Source organism: Bradyrhizobium sp. AZCC 2230 (assembly GCF_036924495.1).
Lineage (GTDB): Bacteria > Pseudomonadota > Alphaproteobacteria > Rhizobiales > Xanthobacteraceae > Bradyrhizobium > Bradyrhizobium rifense.
The window spans coordinates 8,482,520-8,501,287 of sequence record NZ_JAZHRS010000001.1; the positions used below are offsets into that span (position 1 = coordinate 8,482,520).

13 protein-coding genes and 1 pseudogene are annotated in these 18,768 nt (G+C 64.8%); 12 read left to right on the top strand and 2 right to left on the bottom strand.

The genetic code is table 11. The features are described 5' to 3' along the window. Positions 1-31: 31 nt before the first annotated feature. The 3 genes and pseudogenes from V1280_RS40430 to V1280_RS40440 all read left to right on the top strand — a co-directional run. Positions 32-382: pseudogene (locus V1280_RS40430) on the top strand (TRAP transporter small permease); the annotation flags it as partial. A 234-nt stretch (positions 383-616) separates the two neighbouring features. Continuing rightward, positions 617-1,900 carry a TRAP transporter large permease gene (locus tag V1280_RS40435; RefSeq protein ID WP_334538537.1) on the top strand — a complete coding sequence of 428 codons (1,284 nt, stop codon included), beginning with the start codon at positions 617-619 and terminating at the stop codon, positions 1,898-1,900. 216 nt (positions 1,901-2,116) lie between these two features. Then, positions 2,117-4,045 carry an alkyl/aryl-sulfatase gene (locus tag V1280_RS40440; RefSeq protein ID WP_334536272.1) on the top strand — a complete coding sequence of 643 codons (1,929 nt, stop codon included), beginning with the start codon at positions 2,117-2,119 and terminating at the stop codon, positions 4,043-4,045. Between the two features lie 152 nt (positions 4,046-4,197). Here the strand turns inward: V1280_RS40440 and V1280_RS40445 are convergent, their stop codons facing one another. After that, positions 4,198-5,268, bottom strand: a complete 1,071-nt coding sequence (locus tag V1280_RS40445) for a glycosyltransferase family 4 protein (protein ID WP_334536274.1) — start codon at positions 5,266-5,268, stop codon at positions 4,198-4,200. 275 nt (positions 5,269-5,543) lie between these two features. On the opposite strand from V1280_RS40445, the gene V1280_RS40450 reads away from it, so the two are divergent. The 7 genes from V1280_RS40450 (at position 5,544) to V1280_RS40480 (ending at position 14,287) form a co-directional block, all read left to right on the top strand. After that, positions 5,544-7,307 (top strand): ABC transporter ATP-binding protein, encoded by a 1,764-nt coding sequence (locus tag V1280_RS40450; protein WP_334536276.1) that lies wholly within the window; start codon positions 5,544-5,546, stop codon positions 7,305-7,307. A 57-nt stretch (positions 7,308-7,364) separates the two neighbouring features. Further along, on the top strand, positions 7,365-9,569 hold the full coding sequence (locus V1280_RS40455; RefSeq protein WP_334536278.1) for an amylo-alpha-1,6-glucosidase: 2,205 nt from the start codon (positions 7,365-7,367) through the stop codon (positions 9,567-9,569). A 22-nt stretch (positions 9,570-9,591) separates the two neighbouring features. Continuing rightward, positions 9,592-10,113: a PRC-barrel domain-containing protein gene (locus tag V1280_RS40460; protein ID WP_334536279.1), complete on the top strand. Its 522-nt coding sequence runs from the start codon at positions 9,592-9,594 to the stop codon at positions 10,111-10,113. Positions 10,114-10,136: 23 nt separating this feature from the next. Next, on the top strand, positions 10,137-11,426 hold the full coding sequence (locus tag V1280_RS40465; protein WP_334536281.1) for an MFS transporter: 1,290 nt from the start codon (positions 10,137-10,139) through the stop codon (positions 11,424-11,426). Positions 11,427-11,563: 137 nt separating this feature from the next. Next, positions 11,564-11,818: a hypothetical protein gene (locus V1280_RS40470; protein WP_334536283.1), complete on the top strand. Its 255-nt coding sequence runs from the start codon at positions 11,564-11,566 to the stop codon at positions 11,816-11,818. 293 nt (positions 11,819-12,111) lie between these two features. Next, a complete protein-coding gene (locus tag V1280_RS40475) occupies positions 12,112-13,254 on the top strand; it encodes a patatin-like phospholipase family protein (protein ID WP_334536285.1) in 1,143 nt (380 codons plus the stop codon). Positions 13,255-13,339: 85 nt separating this feature from the next. Beyond that, positions 13,340-14,287 (top strand): oxygenase MpaB family protein, encoded by a 948-nt coding sequence (locus V1280_RS40480; RefSeq protein ID WP_334536287.1) that lies wholly within the window; start codon positions 13,340-13,342, stop codon positions 14,285-14,287. Positions 14,288-14,293: 6 nt separating this feature from the next. On the opposite strand, the gene glgA is transcribed toward V1280_RS40480, so the two are convergent. Continuing rightward, on the bottom strand, positions 14,294-15,709 hold the full coding sequence (glgA, locus tag V1280_RS40485) for a glycogen synthase GlgA (protein ID WP_334536289.1): 1,416 nt from the start codon (positions 15,707-15,709) through the stop codon (positions 14,294-14,296). Between the two features lie 191 nt (positions 15,710-15,900). On the opposite strand from glgA, the gene V1280_RS40490 reads away from it, so the two are divergent. Together V1280_RS40490 and V1280_RS40495 are read left to right on the top strand one after the other, a co-directional pair. After that, positions 15,901-17,097, top strand: a complete 1,197-nt coding sequence (locus V1280_RS40490) for a CaiB/BaiF CoA transferase family protein (protein WP_334536291.1) — start codon at positions 15,901-15,903, stop codon at positions 17,095-17,097. A gap of 126 nt (positions 17,098-17,223) precedes the next feature. Continuing rightward, entirely contained in the window at positions 17,224-18,768 is a 1,545-nt protein-coding gene (locus V1280_RS40495) for an ABC transporter substrate-binding protein (RefSeq protein WP_334536293.1), read from the top strand.

The window sequence follows — 18,768 nt, forward strand, 5'->3', positions numbered from 1 at the left end:
GCACGGCATGACCTGGCTGGCGTCGCTGGCGATGTCGGTGTTCACCTTCCTGTCCGAGCTGGATCTGTCCTGGGCGCAGGAACTCTGCATCTACATGTTCATCTGGATGGCGAAGTTCGGCGCGGCCTATGGCGTGCGCACCGGCATCCATGTCGGCGTCGATCTGCTGGTCAATCGCCTGCCCGAACATTCGCGCAAGCATGTCATTTTGTTCTCGCTGCTCTGCGGTGCGCTGTTCACCGGCATGATCGCCGCCTTCGGCGCGTCCTTTGTTTCGGAGATGTTCAAGACCGGCCAGCAGTCCAACGATCTGGAAGCGCCGATGTGGTTCGTCTATCTGGCGATCCCGCTCGGCTCGGGCCTGATGTGCTTCCGCTTCCTCCAGGTCTGCTGGTCCTATTACTGGACCGGCGATCTGCCGCATCATGACGAGAGCCATGTCGAGGGCGTCGAGGCCGACGGTTCGCCGGCGCTGCATCCGCAGCCCGCCGGAGCTGCAACGAAGGCTGCCTCGCGAAAAGTCTCGCCGCTCGGCGTGATCCTGATCATGGCGCCGATTTTGATCTTTGCGATGTGCCTCGCCGAGAAGTTTGGCGTGATCGTGCTGCCGCATTGGCTGCGCGCCTTCACCGTGTTCACGCTGCTGATCGCGCTGATGCTGACCGGCATTCCGGTCTCGATCGCGCTCGGCCTCACCGTGATGACGTTCCTGTTCACGCTGACGACGGTGCCGATCGAAGCGGTCTCGATGAAGCTCTTCACGGGCATCGAGGGTTTCGAGATCATGGCGATCCCGTTCTTCATCCTCGCCGGCAATTTCCTCACCCATGGCGGCGTCGCGCGGCGCATGATCAATTTCGCGACCTCGCTGATCGGGCACTGGCACGGCGGCCTTGGTCTTGCCGGCATCGTCGCCTGCGCGATGTTCGCGCTGGTGTGCGGCTCGAGCGTGGCGACGGTGGCCGCGATCGGCGCCATCGTACTGCCCGAGATGGTTCGCCACGGCTATCCCATGCGCTTCGGCGCCGGCATCATCACGGTGGCCGGCTCGCTCGGCATCCTGATGCTGCCGTCGATCCCGAAGATCGTCTATGCGGTCTCGACCAACACCTCGATCGGCGCGCTGTTCGTCGCGGGCCTGTTGCCCGGCATGCTGCTGACCACCATGCTCTGCATCGTCACCTGGTGGCTCGCACGCAAACGCGACTATCCGCGAATGGCCAAGGCGAGCTGGGGCGAGACCGTCCACGCCTTCCGCGAGAGCATCTGGGGCCTGATGCTGGTCGTCATCATCATCGGCGGCATCTATAGCGGCCTGTTCACCGCCACGGAAGCCGCCGCGATGGCCGCGGTCTACTCCTTCGTCATTGCGGTATTCGTCTACAAGGCGATCGGCCTGAAGGACGTGCCGCGCGTGCTGCTGCGCGCCGCCAACACCAGCGCGATGCTGCTCTACATCGTCACCAACGCGGTGCTGTTCTCCTTCGTGCTCGCCAACGAGAACCTGCCGGCGACCCTGGCCGACTGGATCGCGGCACAAAACCTCGGATGGGTCGGCTTCCTGCTGGTCGTCAACGTGCTGTTGCTGCTCGCCGGCAACTTCATGGAGCCGAACTCGATCATCCTGATCATGGCACCGATCCTGGCGCCGGCGGCCAAGAAGCTCGGCATCGACCTCGTGCATTTCGGCATCGTCATGGACGTCAACATGGAGGTCGGTCTCTGCCATCCGCCTGTCGGCCTGAACCTCTACGTCGCATCGATGATAGCGCGAATGCGCATCACCGATCTCGCGGGCGCGGTGATGCCGTGGCTCCTCACCATGCTCGGCTTCCTCGTCATCGTGACCTATTGGCCCGATCTGACGCTGTGGCTGCCGCGGGTGCTGGGGATGCATTGAGGGCACCGCGGAGCGGCGAGACGGGTGAGGGGTTCTCTCCGCGCGTCCAACTCTCATTGAATTCGCGGAGAGATACCCCTCATCCGGCGCTTCGCGCCACCTTCTCCCACAAGGGGAGAAGGGAAGAAGAGGCGCCTACTTCCCTGTTGCCACCAGCGATGGCAATCGACCGCGAGATGCGGTTAGATGCCGCGCATCAGGCCGGGAGGATACAACATGACCGAACTCAGCAGTGAGCCAAAGGACGCAACGCCGTCCGTGATTGCGCAGCAGACGGCGATGCTGAACGCGTTGCCGTTTTCCGACACGCGGGATTTCGACGACGCTGCGCGCGGCTTTCTCGGCACCATCGAGCACGCGAAGATTGCGAATCCGCAGGGACGGACGGTCTGGACCCTCGAGCCTTATGGTTTCCTGTCCGACGAGAAGGCGCCACCGACGGTCAATCCGAGCCTGTGGCGGCAGTCGCGGCTCAACATGCAGCACGGCCTGTTCGAGGTCGTGCCTGGCGTCTACCAGGTGCGCGGGCTCGACATCGCCAACATGACGCTGATCGAGGGCGACAGCGGCGTCATCGTCGTGGACACCCTGACCTCAATCGAGGGCGCCCGCGCCGCCCTTGATCTCTATTTTGAGCATCGCGGCCAGAAGCCGGTTGCGGCTGTGATCTTCACCCACACCCATACTGATCATTGGGGCGGTGCGCGCGGCGTGCTGGAGGAGGATGCGCTCGCGACCGGCCGGGTGCCGATCATCGCGCCAAATCTGTTCATGGAGCACGCCGTCTCCGAGAACATCATTGCGGGCCCGGCGATGCTGCGCCGGGCGCAATACCAGTTCGGGCCATTCCTCGCCAAGGGCGTGCGCGGGCAGGTCGATTGCGGTCTCGGCAAGACCATGGCGGCGGGCGCGGTGGCACTGCTGCGGCCGACCGACCTGATCATGGCGACCGGCGACAAGCGCGTCATCGACGGCGTCGAATTCGAATTCCAGATGGCGCCGAACAGCGAAGCTCCGGCGGAGATGCATTTTTTCCTGCCGCGCTACAAGCTCTTGAACCTCGCCGAGAACTGCACGCATAATTTCCACAATCTGCTGCCGTTCCGCGGCGCCGATGTGCGCGATGCGCTGGCCTGGTCGAAGTACCTCAACGAGGCGCTGCATCTGTGGGGCGGCAAGGCCGAGGCGATGTGCGGCCAGCATCACTGGCCGGTGTGGGGCCGCGAGCGCATCGACACCATGATCCGCGAGCAGCGCGACCTCTACAAGTTCGCGCATGACCAGACCATCCGACTGATGAACCACTGCCTGAACGCAGCCGAGATCGCCGAGACGATCCAGCTGCCGAAGAGCCTCGAAGGCGCCTGGCACGGCCGCGGTTACTACGGCCATATCCGCCACAACGTGAAGGCGATCTACCAAAAATATCTCGGCTGGTACGACGCCAACCCGGTCAATCTCGACCCGCTGCCGCCGGTGGAGTCTGGGAGGAAGTACGTCGAGTATATGGGCGGTGCGGACGCAATCCTGTCGCGGGCGCGTGCCGATTTTGACAAGGGCGAATTCCGCTTCGTGGCGCAGGCGCTCGGCCATCTCGTCTTCGCCGAGCCTGATCATGCAGCGGCGCGCGCATTGCTGGCCGATACACTGGAGCAGCTCGGCTATGCCGCCGAGAGCTCGACCTGGCGCAACGCCTATCTGTTCGGTGCGCAGGAATTGCGCCAGGGCATGCCGAAGACGCCGCCGCGTCCACCGATGCCGCGCGAGACGCTTGCGGCGCTGCGCACCTCACAGCTCTGGGACGTGCTCGGCATCCGCCTCAACGGCCCGAAGGCGGAAGGCAAGCACATCGTGCTGAACTGGAATTTTTCGGATACCGGGGAGACCTTTGTGCTCAATCTGGAGAACTGCGCGCTGACTTATTCCGAAGGCGTGCAGGCCGAGAATGCCGATGCCAGCTTCACGCTGGCGCGCGCGACGCTGGATGAGGTGATCGCGAAGCTGACCAAGTTTCCGGAAGCGGTCGCTGCCGGGAAGGTCAAGCTATCAGGCAATCCGATGCGGCTCGCCGAGTTGATGGGCCTTATGGACGAATTCCCGCGGATGTTCGAGATCGTGGAGCCGAAGCGGACGGTGGTGGTGTAAGGACTCTTGCCCCGGACGCAGCGCAGCGCTTCTTCAGCGGTGCGTTGCAGAGCCGGGGCCCATGTTTCCGAAAGTGTGCCTTGCCGCATGGGTCCCGGCTCTGCGCCGCAACGCTAAGGGCGTTGCAGCGCGTCCGGGACAAGAGAGTGGTCCTACTCCGCGCTGCTCACCAGTTTGATCCGCGGCGCGGTGGCCTCGGTCAGGCTGCGATACGCGGCGAGATAGTCCAGCGCCATGCGCCGCGCCGTAAAGCGCTTCTCGAACTGCTTGCGGATGGCGGTGCGGTCGAGCTGGGCGAGGCGGTTGACGACGCCGGCGGCGCTGAGGATGTCCTCGACCACGAAGCCGGTGAGGCCCTCGTCGATGATCTCCGGCACCGAGCCGCGGTTGAAGGCAACGACCGGCGTGCCACAGGCCATGGCTTCGATCATCACGAGGCCGAACGGTTCCGGCCAGTCGATCGGCAACAGCAGGCCGAGCGCGCCGCTGAGGAAATCGGACTTCTCGTGATCGCTGATCTCGCCGATGAAATCCACCAGCGGGTTGTTCACGATCATCGGCTTGATCAGCTCGTCGTAATAATCCTGGTCGGCGCGATCGACCTTGGCCGCGATCTTCAGCGGGATGCCGCAATGCATCGCGACCTTGATGGCGCGATCGACACCTTTCTCGGGCGCGATGCGGCCGAGCACGGCGAGATACTCCTGCTTCGCCGGCTTCGGCGTCAGCAGGTTCTCCGGCAGGCCGTGATGGATCGTCGTCACCCAGTTCGCCTGCGGCACCGGCCGCCGTTGTGCGTTCGAGATCGAGATGACCGGCATGTTGGAGAAGGTGTTGAAGACCGGTTGATGCTCCGGCAGATCAAGCCTGCCATGCAGCGTGGTGAGGAACGGCGTCGGCTGCCGGTGGAACAGCGACCACGGATAATAGTCGAGATGGAAATGGAGGAAGTCGAACTCCTCGTCGTCACATTTTTGCCGCACGCGCTCCAGGAGCACCATGTGCAGCGCGTTGGGATCGCGCACGGAACCGTCGAGGCGAAGCGCCCGCGGCCATAATGCGTCCAGCTTCGCCGATGTCTGCGAGTCGCCGCTGGCGAATAGCGTCACGTCGTGACCAAGGGCAACCAACTCTTCCGTCAACCAGTGCACCACCCGCTCGGTGCCGCCATACAGCTTGGGTGGAACAGCCTCCGTCAACGGAGCTACCTGCGCGATGCGCATCTCACCTTCTCCTCTGAGTGATCATTGCAATGAAAGCCCCTACCGAGTTCGGCACCGGCAACGCCGCGGAGGGAACGTTCTCGCATTTGCGAAGTTCCTTCCACGAACGTTACTTCTTCGACACACAGCACGCTCGGCCGCGATGATGCCATCACCTCATCTCACATCGTCCGCATCCGCATGTCGTGATGGCTTTGCCCGGGAACCGAGGCGAAGCGGTCGATGTTCAATCGACCAGTAACAAAAATTCAAAATGATAACGGGGTCGCAGCGAAATGGATCAACTTTCTGGATATGCGCGCAGGCCATTTGCCTTTGTCTTGCGCTATCTGCGGCATCGTTTGGCGTCCCATCTGGTGATCCTGGGCGCTGTGGTTGCAGCGGTTGCCTGCTCGGTAGGCACACAGTACGGCGTTAAATCGCTTGTCGACGCCTTGTCCGCGGGAACCTCTCATGGCGGCAGCGTATGGCTGGCATTCATTCTGCTCATGTCGCTGATCGCCGCCGACAACTTTCTGTGGCGGATCGCGAGCTGGACCGCGAGCTTCACCTTCGTTCGCGTCACCGGCGATTTGCGCCGTGACATATTTCGTCATCTGACCGGACATGCGCCGAGCTACTTCTCGGACCGGATGCCCGGCATGCTGACCAGTCGCATTACGGCCACATCCAATGCGGTGTTCACCGTCGAGAACATGTTCGTCTGGAATGTGTTGCCGCCGTGCATCGCCACAATTGCGGCGATCGCGCTGATTGGAACCGTGAGCCCCTATATGGCGCTCGGCCTGACCGTGATTGCGGGCGGTATGGTGGCCGCAATGTTCCGTCTCGCTGCGGCCGGCAAACCGCTGCATGACGACTTTGCCGACAAGGCCGCCGCCGTCGACGGCGAGATGATCGACGTCATCAGCAACATGCCGCTGGTCCGCGCCTTCTGCGGCATTGGCCACGAGCATGAGCGGTTCGATGCCACGGTGAACCGGGAAGTCAATGCACGCGGGCGCAGCCTGCGCTATCTGGAGAAGCTGCGGTTGTTCCACGCAGCCGTGACCGTGCTCTTGACCGTCGCGCTGATGGCCTGGGCCGTCACACTCTGGCAACAGGGCGAGGCGACCACCGGCGACGTCGTGCTTGTTTGTACACTCGGCATCTCCATCCTGAGCGCGACCCGCGACCTTGCGGTGGCGCTTGTCGACGTCACCCAGCATGTCGCGCGCCTGACCGAGGCGATCGCGACGCTGCTGGTGCCGCACGAGCTGCGCGATCACCCCGAGGCCGAGCCGCTGGTCAAGAGCGGTGCCGCGATCGCATACAACAACGTCACCTTCGGCTATCCCGGCGGTGAGAAGATCTTTGAGCGCTTCAGCCTGCGGCTGCAGCCCGGCCAGCGCGTTGGTCTGGTCGGCCAGTCCGGCGGCGGCAAATCGACCCTGTTCACGCTGCTGCAACGCTTCTACGATGTCGACGAGGGCAGTGTGACCGTCGATGGGCAGGATATTGCCATGGTGACGCAGCAGAGCCTGCGCGAGGCGATCTCGGTGGTGCCGCAGGATATCTCTCTGTTCCATCGTTCGATTCGCGAGAACATCCGTTATGGCCGTCCCAATGCGACCGACGACGAGGTGCTGCGCGCAGCGATCGCGGCGCGCTGCGATTTCATCGACAGCCTGCCGGACGGTCTCGACACCATGGTCGGCGACCGCGGCGTGAAAATGTCCGGGGGCCAGCGCCAGCGCATCGCGATCGCGCGCGCCTTCGTCAAGGACGCGCCGATCCTGCTGCTGGACGAGGCCACCGCGGCGCTCGACAGCGAGTCCGAGGAGGCAATCCGCGAGGCGCTGGCGCGGTTGATGCGCGGCCGCACCGTGATCGCGATCGCGCATCGTCTCGCGACACTGCGCAATTTCGACCGGGTGATCGTGCTCAAGCATGGCAAGATCATCGAGGACGGCGCGCCCGATCGCCTGATGCAGGGCCACGGTCCGTACCGTGAGCTAGTGACGCAGGAAATGAGCCGGCTCGCGAAGTTCGCCGCGTAAATCCAACAGTTGCGTTGCGTTGGTCGCGTTCGAAAACCAGCCGCAGGGGAGCAGCTCATGGCAGCCGAAGCCGCAACCAAGGTCATTTCGGTAACGCAGACGGTCGAGACCGTCGCGGAGCAGGCGTTCTACATTCCGATGACGGGGCCCGCCGCCCGGCCCCGTCGCTCGCTCAAGCACGATGACACTTTCATCGTGCTGGACAGTCATGGCGACATCGGCGCGTCGGCCGGCGGGCCGGATGGCCTGTTCAACCATGACACGCGCTATCTGGCGCGGCTGGAGCTTGTGCTCGACGATCTCCAGCCGTTGCTGCTCGGCTCGAACCTGCGCGACGACAATTCGGGATTGACGGTCGACCTGACCAATCCAGACATCTATCGCCAGGGCCGCATTGTCCTGCAAAAGGACCTGCTGCACATCGTGCGCACGATCTTCCTGTGGCGCGGTACGGCGTATCAGCGCATCGGGCTGCAGAACCACGGAGAGCAACGCGCCACTTTCGAGCTGACGCTGCTGTTCGATAACGATTTTGCCGATCTGTTCGAAGTGCGCGGCGAGCGGCGTCCGCGCCGCGGCACCGGCACCAGCAGGCTGCTCGGGCCGAGCGACGTCCTGTTCGAGTATCGTGGCCTCGACGATGCCGAGCGGACCACCGGATTGCATTTCGATCCGCGTCCGACGCGGCTCTCGGTCAATGCCGCGACCTGGCAGCTCGAACTGGACCCGCACGAGGCCAAATCGCTGTTCGTGGCCGTGTCCTGCAACCGGCCGATCGCGGAGAAGCCGGCGCGCTTCTTCAGGGGCCTGCTCGCCCATCGCCGCGAGATGCGGCAGTCGACGAACGGCGCGGCCAGCATCGAGACCTCCAACAACATTTTCAACGAGGTGCTGTGCCAGGCCATGGCCGACCTCAACATGCTGATGACGGAGACGCCGCAGGGGCGCTATCCCTATGCCGGCATTCCCTGGTACTCGACGACGTTCGGCCGCGACGGCCTGATCACGGCGCTGCAGATGCTGTGGGTCGATCCGCGCGTGGCGAAGGGCGTGCTGCGTCGGCTTGCGCATTTCCAGGCCAAGGCGGTCGATCCGCTCGCCGATGCTGCGCCGGGAAAGATCCTGCACGAGATGCGCGGTGGCGAGATGGCGGCGCTGCGCGAGGTGCCGTTCTCGCAATATTACGGCAGCGTGGATTCCACCGCCTTGTTCGTCCTGCTCGCGGGGCGCTATGTCGAGCGCACCGGCGACGAGAAGACGCTGGTCGAGCTGTGGCCGGCGATCGAGGCCGGGCTTGCCTGGATCGACGGTCCCGGCGACCCCGACCAGGACGGCTTTGTCGAATACCAGCGCGCCACCGAAAAGGGGCTCGCCAACCAGGGCTGGAAGGACTCTTTCGACGCGATCTTCCATGCCGACGGCAAGCTCGCGGAGGGCAACATCGCACTCGCCGAGGTCCAGGGCTATGTCTACGCAGCAAAACAGCTCGCCGCGCGATGCGCGCTGCGGCTCGGCAAGCCCGACGTCGCCAAGAGGCTCGAGGCGGAGGCCAGGACGCTCGCCGAGCGTTTTGAGGAGGCGTTCTGGTGCGAGGAGCTCGGCACCTACGCGCTTGCGCTCGACGGCAAGAAGCGGCGGTGCGAGGTGCGCACCTCGAATGCCGGGCAGGTGCTGTTCAGCGGCATGATCCGCGAGGACCGCGCCCGTCGCGTCGCCGCCGATCTGATGGGACCGCACTTCTTCTCGGGCTGGGGCATCCGCACCGTCGCGCGCGGCGAGGCGCGCTACAACCCGATGTCGTATCACGACGGCTCGATCTGGCCGCACGACAACGCGCTGATCGCGCTCGGGCTCGCGCATTACGGGCTCAAGCACTCGGTCGCGCATGTGTTCAAGGGCTTGTTCGATGCCGCGACCTATATGGATTTGCGCCGGCTGCCGGAGCTGTTCTGCGGCTTCCGCCGCGAGAAGCGGCGTGGCCCGACGCTCTATCCCGTCGCCTGCGCGCCGCAGGCCTGGGCCAGCGCGACGCCCTTTACGCTGCTGGAGGCGGCGCTCGGCATTGAGTTCGACGTCGCGCGCTGCGAGATCCGCCTGCGCAATCCGCAACTGCCGACGTTTTTGAACGAGGTCATCCTGCGCGATCTGCGGCTGGGCGAGTCCAGCGTCGATCTGCGCGTCAGCCGCCACGGCCACGACGTGGCGCTGGAGGTGTTGCGCACGCGCGGGCAAATACAGGTGTCGATCGTGCTGGCGCGCTAGGGAGCTGCGGCTAGGAGGGTTCATGCGTAGCGCCGGATGGTTGGCCTTAAGCGTCGCGATCGTCGCGGGACTGACGGTTGCCGTATCGCGTGCCGCGGAAGAACCTCCCGCAGCCGCCACCGAGGCGAACGCACCGCCGACGGTGCAGCCGCCGGCCTCTGTCGTGCCTGTCACACCGAAGGATGCCGCGCCACCGCCGTCGGTGACCATCATCGGCGCCAGCGATGCCCATGGCGTGCTCGGCCGTGACGTGCGCAGCGCGGCGGACGAGGACATGGGCCATATCGTCGACGTCATCGTCGATCTCACCGGTCGCGTGCGCGCCGCCGTGATCGATTTCGGCGGCTTCCTCGGCGTCGGCAGCCGCAGGATCGTGGTGGATTGGAACGCGCTTCGTTTCGGCAAGATCACCAACAAGAAGGATAGCATCACGCTGGAATTGACCAAGGCGCAGGTCGCGGCCGCGCCGGAATACAAGGAAGACACGCCGATGGTCGTGCTTGGCGCGTCCGGCAGTCTTCAACCGCTGCAAGCCATCCAATGAGGAGGGGGGAGGGCTGACTGCCTGTGCTGTTGTCGAGGAAGCCGAAGCTTGCAGATCGCGAGGGACGCGTTGAACACGACAACGTCGCCGCACCTCCGCCTGCGGGCATTCCGGCGCCGTCGCGCCGGAGCCTGCGCGGCCTCGACTGGTTCATCTTCTTCCTCGCCGACGTGCAGACCGGCTTCGGCCCCTTCATCGCGGTTTACCTCACGACGCAGAAATGGACGCAAGTCGAGATCGGCCTCGTGCTGTCGATCGGCGGCATCGTCGCGCTGATCGGCCAGATGCCGGGCGGCGCCATCATCGACGCGGCGAAATCCGAGCGGCTGGTCGCAGCGCTTGCGATCGTGACCATCGGCTGCTGCGCGCTCGCCTATGCGGCGATGCCGATCTTCCCCGTCGTGATCGCCGCGGCCACTTTGCATGCGGCGGCGAGCTGCGTGCTGGGTCCGGCGATCGCCGCGATCAGCCTTGGTCTGGTTGGTCCACTCAAGATCGGCGAGCGGCTCGGCCGCAACGCCCGCTTTGCCTCGCTCGGCAACGGTGTTGCCGCGGCGGTGATGGGGACCGCCGGCTATCTGCTCTCCAGCCGCTCGGTATTCCTGGTCACCTTCCTGCTCGCGATCCCGACCCTGATCGCGCTGTCGCGCATCCGCGAGGAGGAGGTCGATATCGCGCGCTGCCACGGCGAGATGCCGCGCGAGGCGGAAGATCGCGGCGACTCCAATATCTGGCACCTGATCCGGCAGAAACCGCTGATCGTCTTTGCGCTGAGCGTGTTGCTGTTGCAGCTCGCCAACGCCGCGATGATGCCGCTGATGGCAAGCGCCGTGACGGCGCGATCGAGCCAGTGGGCGACGGTGCTCGTTGCCTTCTGCATCGTCGTGCCGCAAGCGATCGTCGCGTTGCTGTCGCCAACGGTCGGACGCAAGGCGCAGCTTTGGGGCCGGCGGCCGCTGCTGCTGGTCGGGTTTGGCGCGCTGACGATCCGCGGCCTGCTGTTCGCGACGGTGCGCGATCCCTATCTGCTGGTGCTGGTGCAGGTGTTCGACGGCTTTACGGCGGCGGTGTTCGCGGTGATGATCCCGCTGATCGTGGCCGACGTCGCCTTCGGCAGCGGACACTTCAATCTGGCGCAGGGCATCGTCGGCACCGCGAGCGGCATCGGGGCGTCCCTCAGCACCGCGCTTGGCGGTTATGTCAGCGACATGTTCGGCAACGCCACCGCGTTCTTCGGGCTGGCAAGCATTGCTGCGACTGGGCTGTTGCTGATCCTGTTCGTGATGCCGGAGACCCGGCGCACCACCCTGTGATCAGGCGTCGAGATTGTGCAGGCGGGGCCGCGGCGGAGTAGTTCTCACTAATCGGTGTTTGGGAAATATCGGGTCTCCAACACAAGTCTGGTTATCGGAAGCGTTCACGCGCGACGATAATCATACGGAGACCCTCGATGATGACGAAATTGATCCCATCTCTTCTGGTCGTACTGTTGCTCGTGCCGTCGGTGGCCACGTCAGCGACAGCGCGGCCTCGCGTCAACAACGTGGCCGGTCGATCGCATTCCTATGCGATCGAGGGCCGCCAGATCGCAGCTCCGCCATGGAGCGCTGCATGCATGACGGATCACGGCCCAAGTGAATGCGGCGAGCCGATGTGGATCTACGGCACCCGCAGTGAAATCGCGCAGTACCGGAGCGCGTTCTGACGCGCCGACTTCGGCAAGTCCACGCCTGGCCGCCGCGCCTGTTCTGGATGGCGCGGCGAATGCATTTGGTCAGGCTTTCGTCCAGACGCGGCGGCGCGGCCGCCTGGAGCGCGATCGCCTGGCCGCCGCGGGAGGCAGCCAAGCGCCAGGCCGCGGCAAGGGTCACGCCGCCCATCGCTACGCCCCCATCCGGATTATGGTCGCTGGACGGTCGGCAGCCACCGGGCGTAACAATGTCTGAGGATGTGCGAAGAAGAGAGGGGTAAGCTCTCTGGAGCAGGAGTGCGACAAACATGCGGGAAAATGCCGAGGTGTGCGGGCCCGAGGACCTGCCGGGACAGGTCGTGCTGGTGCTGCAAGGCGGCGGTGCGCTCGGCTCCTATCAGGCGGGCGTCTACCAGGCCCTGCACGAGGCGGGCATCGAGCCCGACTGGGTTATCGGCACCTCGATCGGGGCCATCAATGCGAGCCTGATCGCCGGCAACGCGCCGGAGAACCGGCTCGCGCGCCTGAAGCAATTCTGGAAGCGGATGGAGCAGGCTCCGGTCTGGCCTCTGCGGACCGGCGTCCCCGGCTTCGACGACAAGCTGGCCTATTGGTCGACTGTCGCAGGCGGCATTCCAGGCTTCTTCAAGCCCAATCTGGCGGCGCATGCTGGCGAGTCCTATCCGCTCGGCGCCGATCGCGCCGGCTATTATTTGACCGCGCCGCTGGAGGGCACGCTGCGCGAGCTCGTCGATTTCGGCCTCGCCAATTGCGGCTCGCCGCGCCTCACGGTCGGTGCGGCCCATGTCGGTACCAGCCAGATGCGCTATTTCGACAGCCGCGACGGCGAGCTGACGGTGAAGCACGTCATGGCCTCGGGTGCGCTGCCGCCGGCCTTCCCGGCGGTGCGTATCGACGGTGAGCTCTATTGGGACGGCGGCATCCTGTCGAACACGCCGACGGAAGCCGTGTTCGATGATAATCCGCGCAAGAATTCGCTGATCTTCTCCGTGCATCTGTGGAATCCCGTCGGCGCCGAGCCGACGACGATGGCGGAGGTCATGAACCGGCACAAGGACGTGCAGTATTCCAGCCGGATCGCGAGCCAGATCGAGCGCCAGCAGCAGGCCCATCGGCTGCGCCACGTCATCAACCAGCTTGCGGCACGATTGCCCGAGAGCGAGCGTGATGATCCCGCGGTGAGAGATCTGATCGGCTACGGCTGTTCGACGCGCATGCATGTGGTGCGGTTGCTGGCGCCGCGGCTCGATCGCGAGACCCATACCAAGGACATCGACTTCAGCCCGTCCGGCATCATGCAGCGCTGGGACGCCGGTTACGCCCATACAAGGTCGGTGCTGGCGCGCAAGCCGTGGATCGGCGAATTCGATCCGTTATCGGGCGTGGTGCTGCACGAGCATATCGACAAGATGCCGCTGGCCGCGGAATAGCGCGACAAGCGGCCGTTCGCTTCATGGAATTGCCACAGGCCCTGTGGATCGTCGGCGCCGGTCCGTAATCGATGAGGCCCTGCAAGTGGTGAACGGGAACGATCTGGAATTGGCTCTCGATCACGTCCGCGTCAATGCGGCCGGACCGGTGCCCGGTGTGTTCGGTCCGTCCTCTGTGACCTGGCGGATCGACCGCGAGGCCGTCATCTTTCTCGGTGCCGGCCGGGCGCTGCTGCTGCAACTCGCGCATCCCTGGGTCGCTGCCGCCATCGCCGAGCATTCCAAAACCTTTGCGGATCCGATCGGCCGTTTCCACCGCACCTTCGACATCGTCTTTGCCATGGTGTTCGGCTCGCTCGACCGCGCCATGCTGTCGTCGCGGCAACTGCACCGGCGCCACAGCATGATCGTCGGCGAGATGCCCGAGACGGTCGGTCCCTTCGCGGCCGGCTCGCGCTACTCCGCCAACGACATCCCGTCGCTGCGCTGGGTCCACGCGACGCTGGCCGAGACCGCGTTGATGGCGCACGATCTGGTCCTGCCGCCGCTCTCGGTCGACGAGCGCGAGCGCTACTGGACCGAGAGCCGGACCTTTGGCGCGCTGTTCGGACTGACGGGCGATGATCTGCCGGCCGACTGGTCCGGCTTTGCGGCCTATACCGCAGCGATGGCGCAGTCGGACACGCTGACCGTGAGCCCAGCGGCACGCGAGATCGCCGCGCAGATCTTTGGCGGCGCGCGTCCGTGGCTGCGGCCGCCGCGCTGGTATCGCGCGCTCACGGCGAGCCTGCTGCCGGAGCGTTTGCGCGCGGGCTTCGGGTTTGAGCTTGATGAGCGCGACAAGAGAGCTGCGGACAATGCGTTGAGATGGATACGGCGGGTCTATCCGAAACTGCCGGATCGGCTGCGCTACGTCGGTCCCTATCAGGAAGCGCAGGCCCGGCTGCGCGGCGAACCGCAGCCCGACTGGATGACCCGCTGCCTCAACCGAGCCTGGATCGGCCGGCCGCAGATGGACGTGCGCGGGAAGTAGCTGGCCTCACACCGCCGCCAGCTTCCGATACAGCGCGCTGTAACTTCCCGCCGAGATGCTCCAGGAGAACGACCGCCCCATGGCGCTGCGGCGCATGGTGTCGAGCTGGTCCTGGGCCATGAACGCTCCGAAGGCGCGGCGGACGCCGCCCAAGAAAGACTCGTGCGAGGGTCTCGAGAACAGGAAGCCGGTCTCGCCGTCGGTAATGGTCTCGGCAAGGCCGCCGGTCTGGTGGCCGATCGGCAGCGAGCCGAAGCGCTGGGCGTACATCTGGCTCAAGCCGCACGGCTCGAAGCGCGACGGCATCAGGGTGAAATCGCTGCCGGCAAAAATGCGGCGCGCCTGGGCGTCGTTGAAGCCGATGGTGACGCCGATGGCGTCGGGGCGGCGGCGATGGGCGTCGATCAGCGCCTGCTCGAGCGCGGGCTCGCCGGAGCCGGTGACCACGATCTGCCCGCCGGCATCGATGATCTCGTCGGCGGCCGAGAGCACGAGGTCGATGCCCTTCTGGTGCACGAGGCGTGCGACGATCGCGAATATCGGCCCGCGCGAGACCGCGAGGCCGAACTGCTTGCGCACGTAATCCGCATTGGCCTTCTTGCCGACCCAGTCGCCGGCGCCGAATTGCTGCGCGAGCTGGGCGCAGGAGCGCGGGTCCCAGCTCTCGTCGATGCCGTTGAGGATGCCGGTGAGCTCGGACGCATCGGAGCGGACGCGCAGCAGGCCTTCGAGGCCGCAGCCGAATTCCTCCGTCGTGATCTCGCGCGCGTAAGTGCCGCTGACGGTGGTGAGGTGCGAGGCATAGACGAGGCCCGCCTTGAGGAAGGAGAGCTGGTCGTAGAACTCGACGCCGTCGATGTGGAAGGAGCTTTCGGGGACGCCGATCCGCCGCAGCGACTCCTTCGGGAAGAGACCCTGATAGGCGAGGTTGTGGATGGTCAGGATCGACGGCAGCTTGGCGCCGCGCCAGGCGAGATAGGCCGGCACGAGCGAGGCTTGCCAGTCATTGGCATGGACCAGGTCTGCTGCCCAATTCTTGTCCAGCTTGCCCATGGCAAGCTCAGCGGCAGCCGAAGCAAAGCGCGCGAAGCGGATGTCGTTGTCCGGCCAGTCGCGTCCGGACTCATCGCCATAGGGATTGCCGGGACGATCGTAGAGCTGTGAGCACAACAGCACATAGACCGGCAGGCCGTCCTTGGTGGCAGCCCGGCCGAGCGAGCAGGCCGGCATCTCCGCGAAGGCCGGGCAGCGCCCTACGATCTGAATATGGGTCAGTTGCTCGATGATGTCGCGATAGCCGGGCAGCATGATCCGGATATCGGCGAAGGGGCGGAGCGCGCGGGGGAGGGCAGCGGAAACGGCACCAAGTCCGCCGACGCGGACAAAGTCGTCCATCTCTGTGGTAACGAATAAGACCCTCAAGAACGATTGCCCTCTTCCGATCCCGATTGCTGCTATGCAAGATCGGGTCCAGTTGCCCCTGGAAAACTCAGCCTGTCCACGAGACACGTTCGTTCGGTAAAGACTTTCCTACTCAGCCGCCGCCCTCTAGGGTCGGCGCAACAACGATAGGGAACATCGATAGTTCCTGAGCGACCCGGGGCGCAGCAAGAATGCAGCTAGCAGATAAGCACGAAGCCGCGACGACAAAGGCCTTCGCGGGCCTGCGGGTCCTGGATTTTTCGACCACGATTGCCGGTCCCCATTGCGCGCGGATGCTGGCCGACATGGGCGCCGAAGTCATCAAGATCGAGACCGACGGCGGCGAGACGATGCGGACGCGGCCGCCGCTGCGCAAGGGCTGCAGCACCGTGTTCGGCCAGCTCAATGTCGGCAAGAAGAGCGTCGTGTTCGATCTCAAGTCGGAAGACGGCAGGGAGGCGGTCCGCCGGCTGGTCGCGACATCAGACATCCTGGTCGAGAACTTTCGTCCGGGCGTGATGCGCCGGCTGCGGCTCGACTATGACAGTCTCCGCCCGGTCAATCCCAGGCTGATCTACTGCTCGATCTCGGGCTATGGCCAGAGCGGTCCCTCGGCCGAGCTGCCGGCCTACGCGCCGGTGATTCATGCCGCCTCCGGCTACGACATGGCGCATCTCGCCTACCAGCCCGGTCGCAATCGTCCGGACTATTGCGGCATCTACCATGCCGATGTCGTCACCGGCACCTATGGCTTCGGCGCGATCGCCTCCGCGCTCTATCAGCGCACGGTGAGCGGGCTCGGCCAGCACATCGACGTCTCCATGCTGGAGTCGATGCTGACCTTGACGGTGATCGAGCTGCAGAGCTCGCAATTCGCGGTGAAGCCGCCGCCACGCCCGATGTTCGGGCCGACCGAGACCGCCAACGGCTATGTCATGATCACGGTCGCCAGCGAGAAGACGTTCCAGGCCCTGATGGGTGTGATCGGCCGGCCCGAATGGATCTCCGATCCGCGCTTCGCCTCCTACGCTCCGCGGCGCGAGCACTGGGCCGACATGATGGACGGCGTCGAGGCCTGGTCGAAGCCGCTCACGACCGACGCATGTCTTGTGGATTTAAGCGCTGCCGGCGTGCCGGCCTCGGCCTATCGCACCATCAAGGAGGCTCTTGCCGATCCGCAACTCGCGCACCGGCAGGCGCTCTCGTCGGTGGAAGACGGCGGCGGCGCATTCCAGGTGCTCAATCTGCCGTTCCGGATGACGGGCGCCGACACGACGCCGGGCAAGACGATGGCCGCGCTTGGCGAACACACGGATGCGCTGCGCGACGAAATCGGCCTCGGCGATGATGCGCCAATTCCGTCAGGCAAAACAGAAGCGACCAGCTGAGCGCATCGCGCCGCGCGCATGCGGATCGAACCCCCTGTGTTCCTCTTGCCGTGGCGAGCATTTACCGCCAAGCTTGCCCGAGTCATCAGCGATCCGAAACATCGGACGAGGATCCCGGGAGGAACCATGACGAACATTGCTGCCGCGGCGTGCAAGCGCACGCCGATTTTCCTTGTTGCGGCATTTGCGCTCCTTCCACTGGCTGAGCCGTCGCTGGCGCAGAAGGCCGGCGGCAGCATAACCGTCGGCCAGGAGCTGGACATTCCCGGCTTCGATCCGCTCAAGGTCGGCGTCTACGACACCTCGACCAACACCGCCGCCGCCGCGATTTTCGACACGCTGACCACGCTCGACGACAAGGGCGAGGCCGCGCCGAAGCTCGCGGTGTCATGGACTCATTCCGACGACTACAAGAGTTGGACCTTCAAGCTGCGCCAGGGCGTGAAATTCCACGACGGCACGCCGTTCAACGCGCAGGCCTTCAAGGAGAATTTCGACCGCCAGAAGGACCCCGCCAACAAGTGCCGCTGCGCCTTCTACATCACCAACGTCAAGGAAGTGCTGGCGCCGGACGAATACACCGTCGTCTATAATCTGACTGATCCATCGGTGAACCTGCCGGCGACGAACACCATCCAGAGCTCCAACAACGTCATTCATTCGCCGACGGCGTGGAAGACCAAGGGTGACGACTACAATCGCAATCCGGTTGGCACCGGTCCCTACATCCTGAAATCATGGACCGCCGGCGACCGCATGGTGCTGGAGAAGAACCCGGACTATTGGGACAAGGGCCGTCCCTATCTCGACCGCATCATCCTGAAGCCGCTGCCCGACGCGCAGTCGCGCTTCGCCTCGCTGCAATCGGGCGAGGCCGACATCATCTGGGACGACGAGAACGACGCCGACAACATCATGAGAGCGCAGAAGGACTCCAAGCTCACCGTGCACACCTACAAGGGCTCGGGCGCCGCGGTCTACGCTTTCAATACCAAGGTCGCGCCGTTCGACGACGTCCGCGTGCGGCAGGCGCTGGTGATGGCGATCGACCGTCCCAAGATGTCGCAGGCGATCAGCAACGGCCTGAGTCGGCCCGCGAGCAACCCCTACGGCGACGGCTCCTGGGTCAAGTGCAAGGACGACGGCGCGCTGCCGTTCGACGTCGAGAAGGCCAAGGCGCTGCTCAGGGATTACGGCAAGCCGGTCGAGTTCAAGACGCTGGTGACCGCGACGCCGCGCGGCCGCATGATCGGCCAGGTGCTCCAGCAATTCTGGAAGCGCGTCGGTGCCAATATGGAAATCGAGCAGGTCGATCAGGCTACCATCCCGCCGCGCGCCTTCATGCGTCAATTCCAGATGGTGCCGTGGCGCATCGTCGATCTCGCCGATCCCGATCCGCAGATGTATGCGAACTTCCGCAGTGGCAGCCCGCTCGCGCTCTCCAACTTCGCCGATCCGGAGCTGGACCGGTTGCTGGACCATTCCCGCGTCACGGCAGATCCCGCGGCGCGCACCGAGGACTATTGCGCCATCAGCCGCCTGATCAACAAGGAGGCGATCTGGTTCTGGACCTTCCAGAACACTTATTATGCGCTGTCCAGCGCCAGGCTGAAGGGTTTTCCAAAAATCTACAACGGCGTGATCGACGTTTCGACCACCTGGCTGGAATGA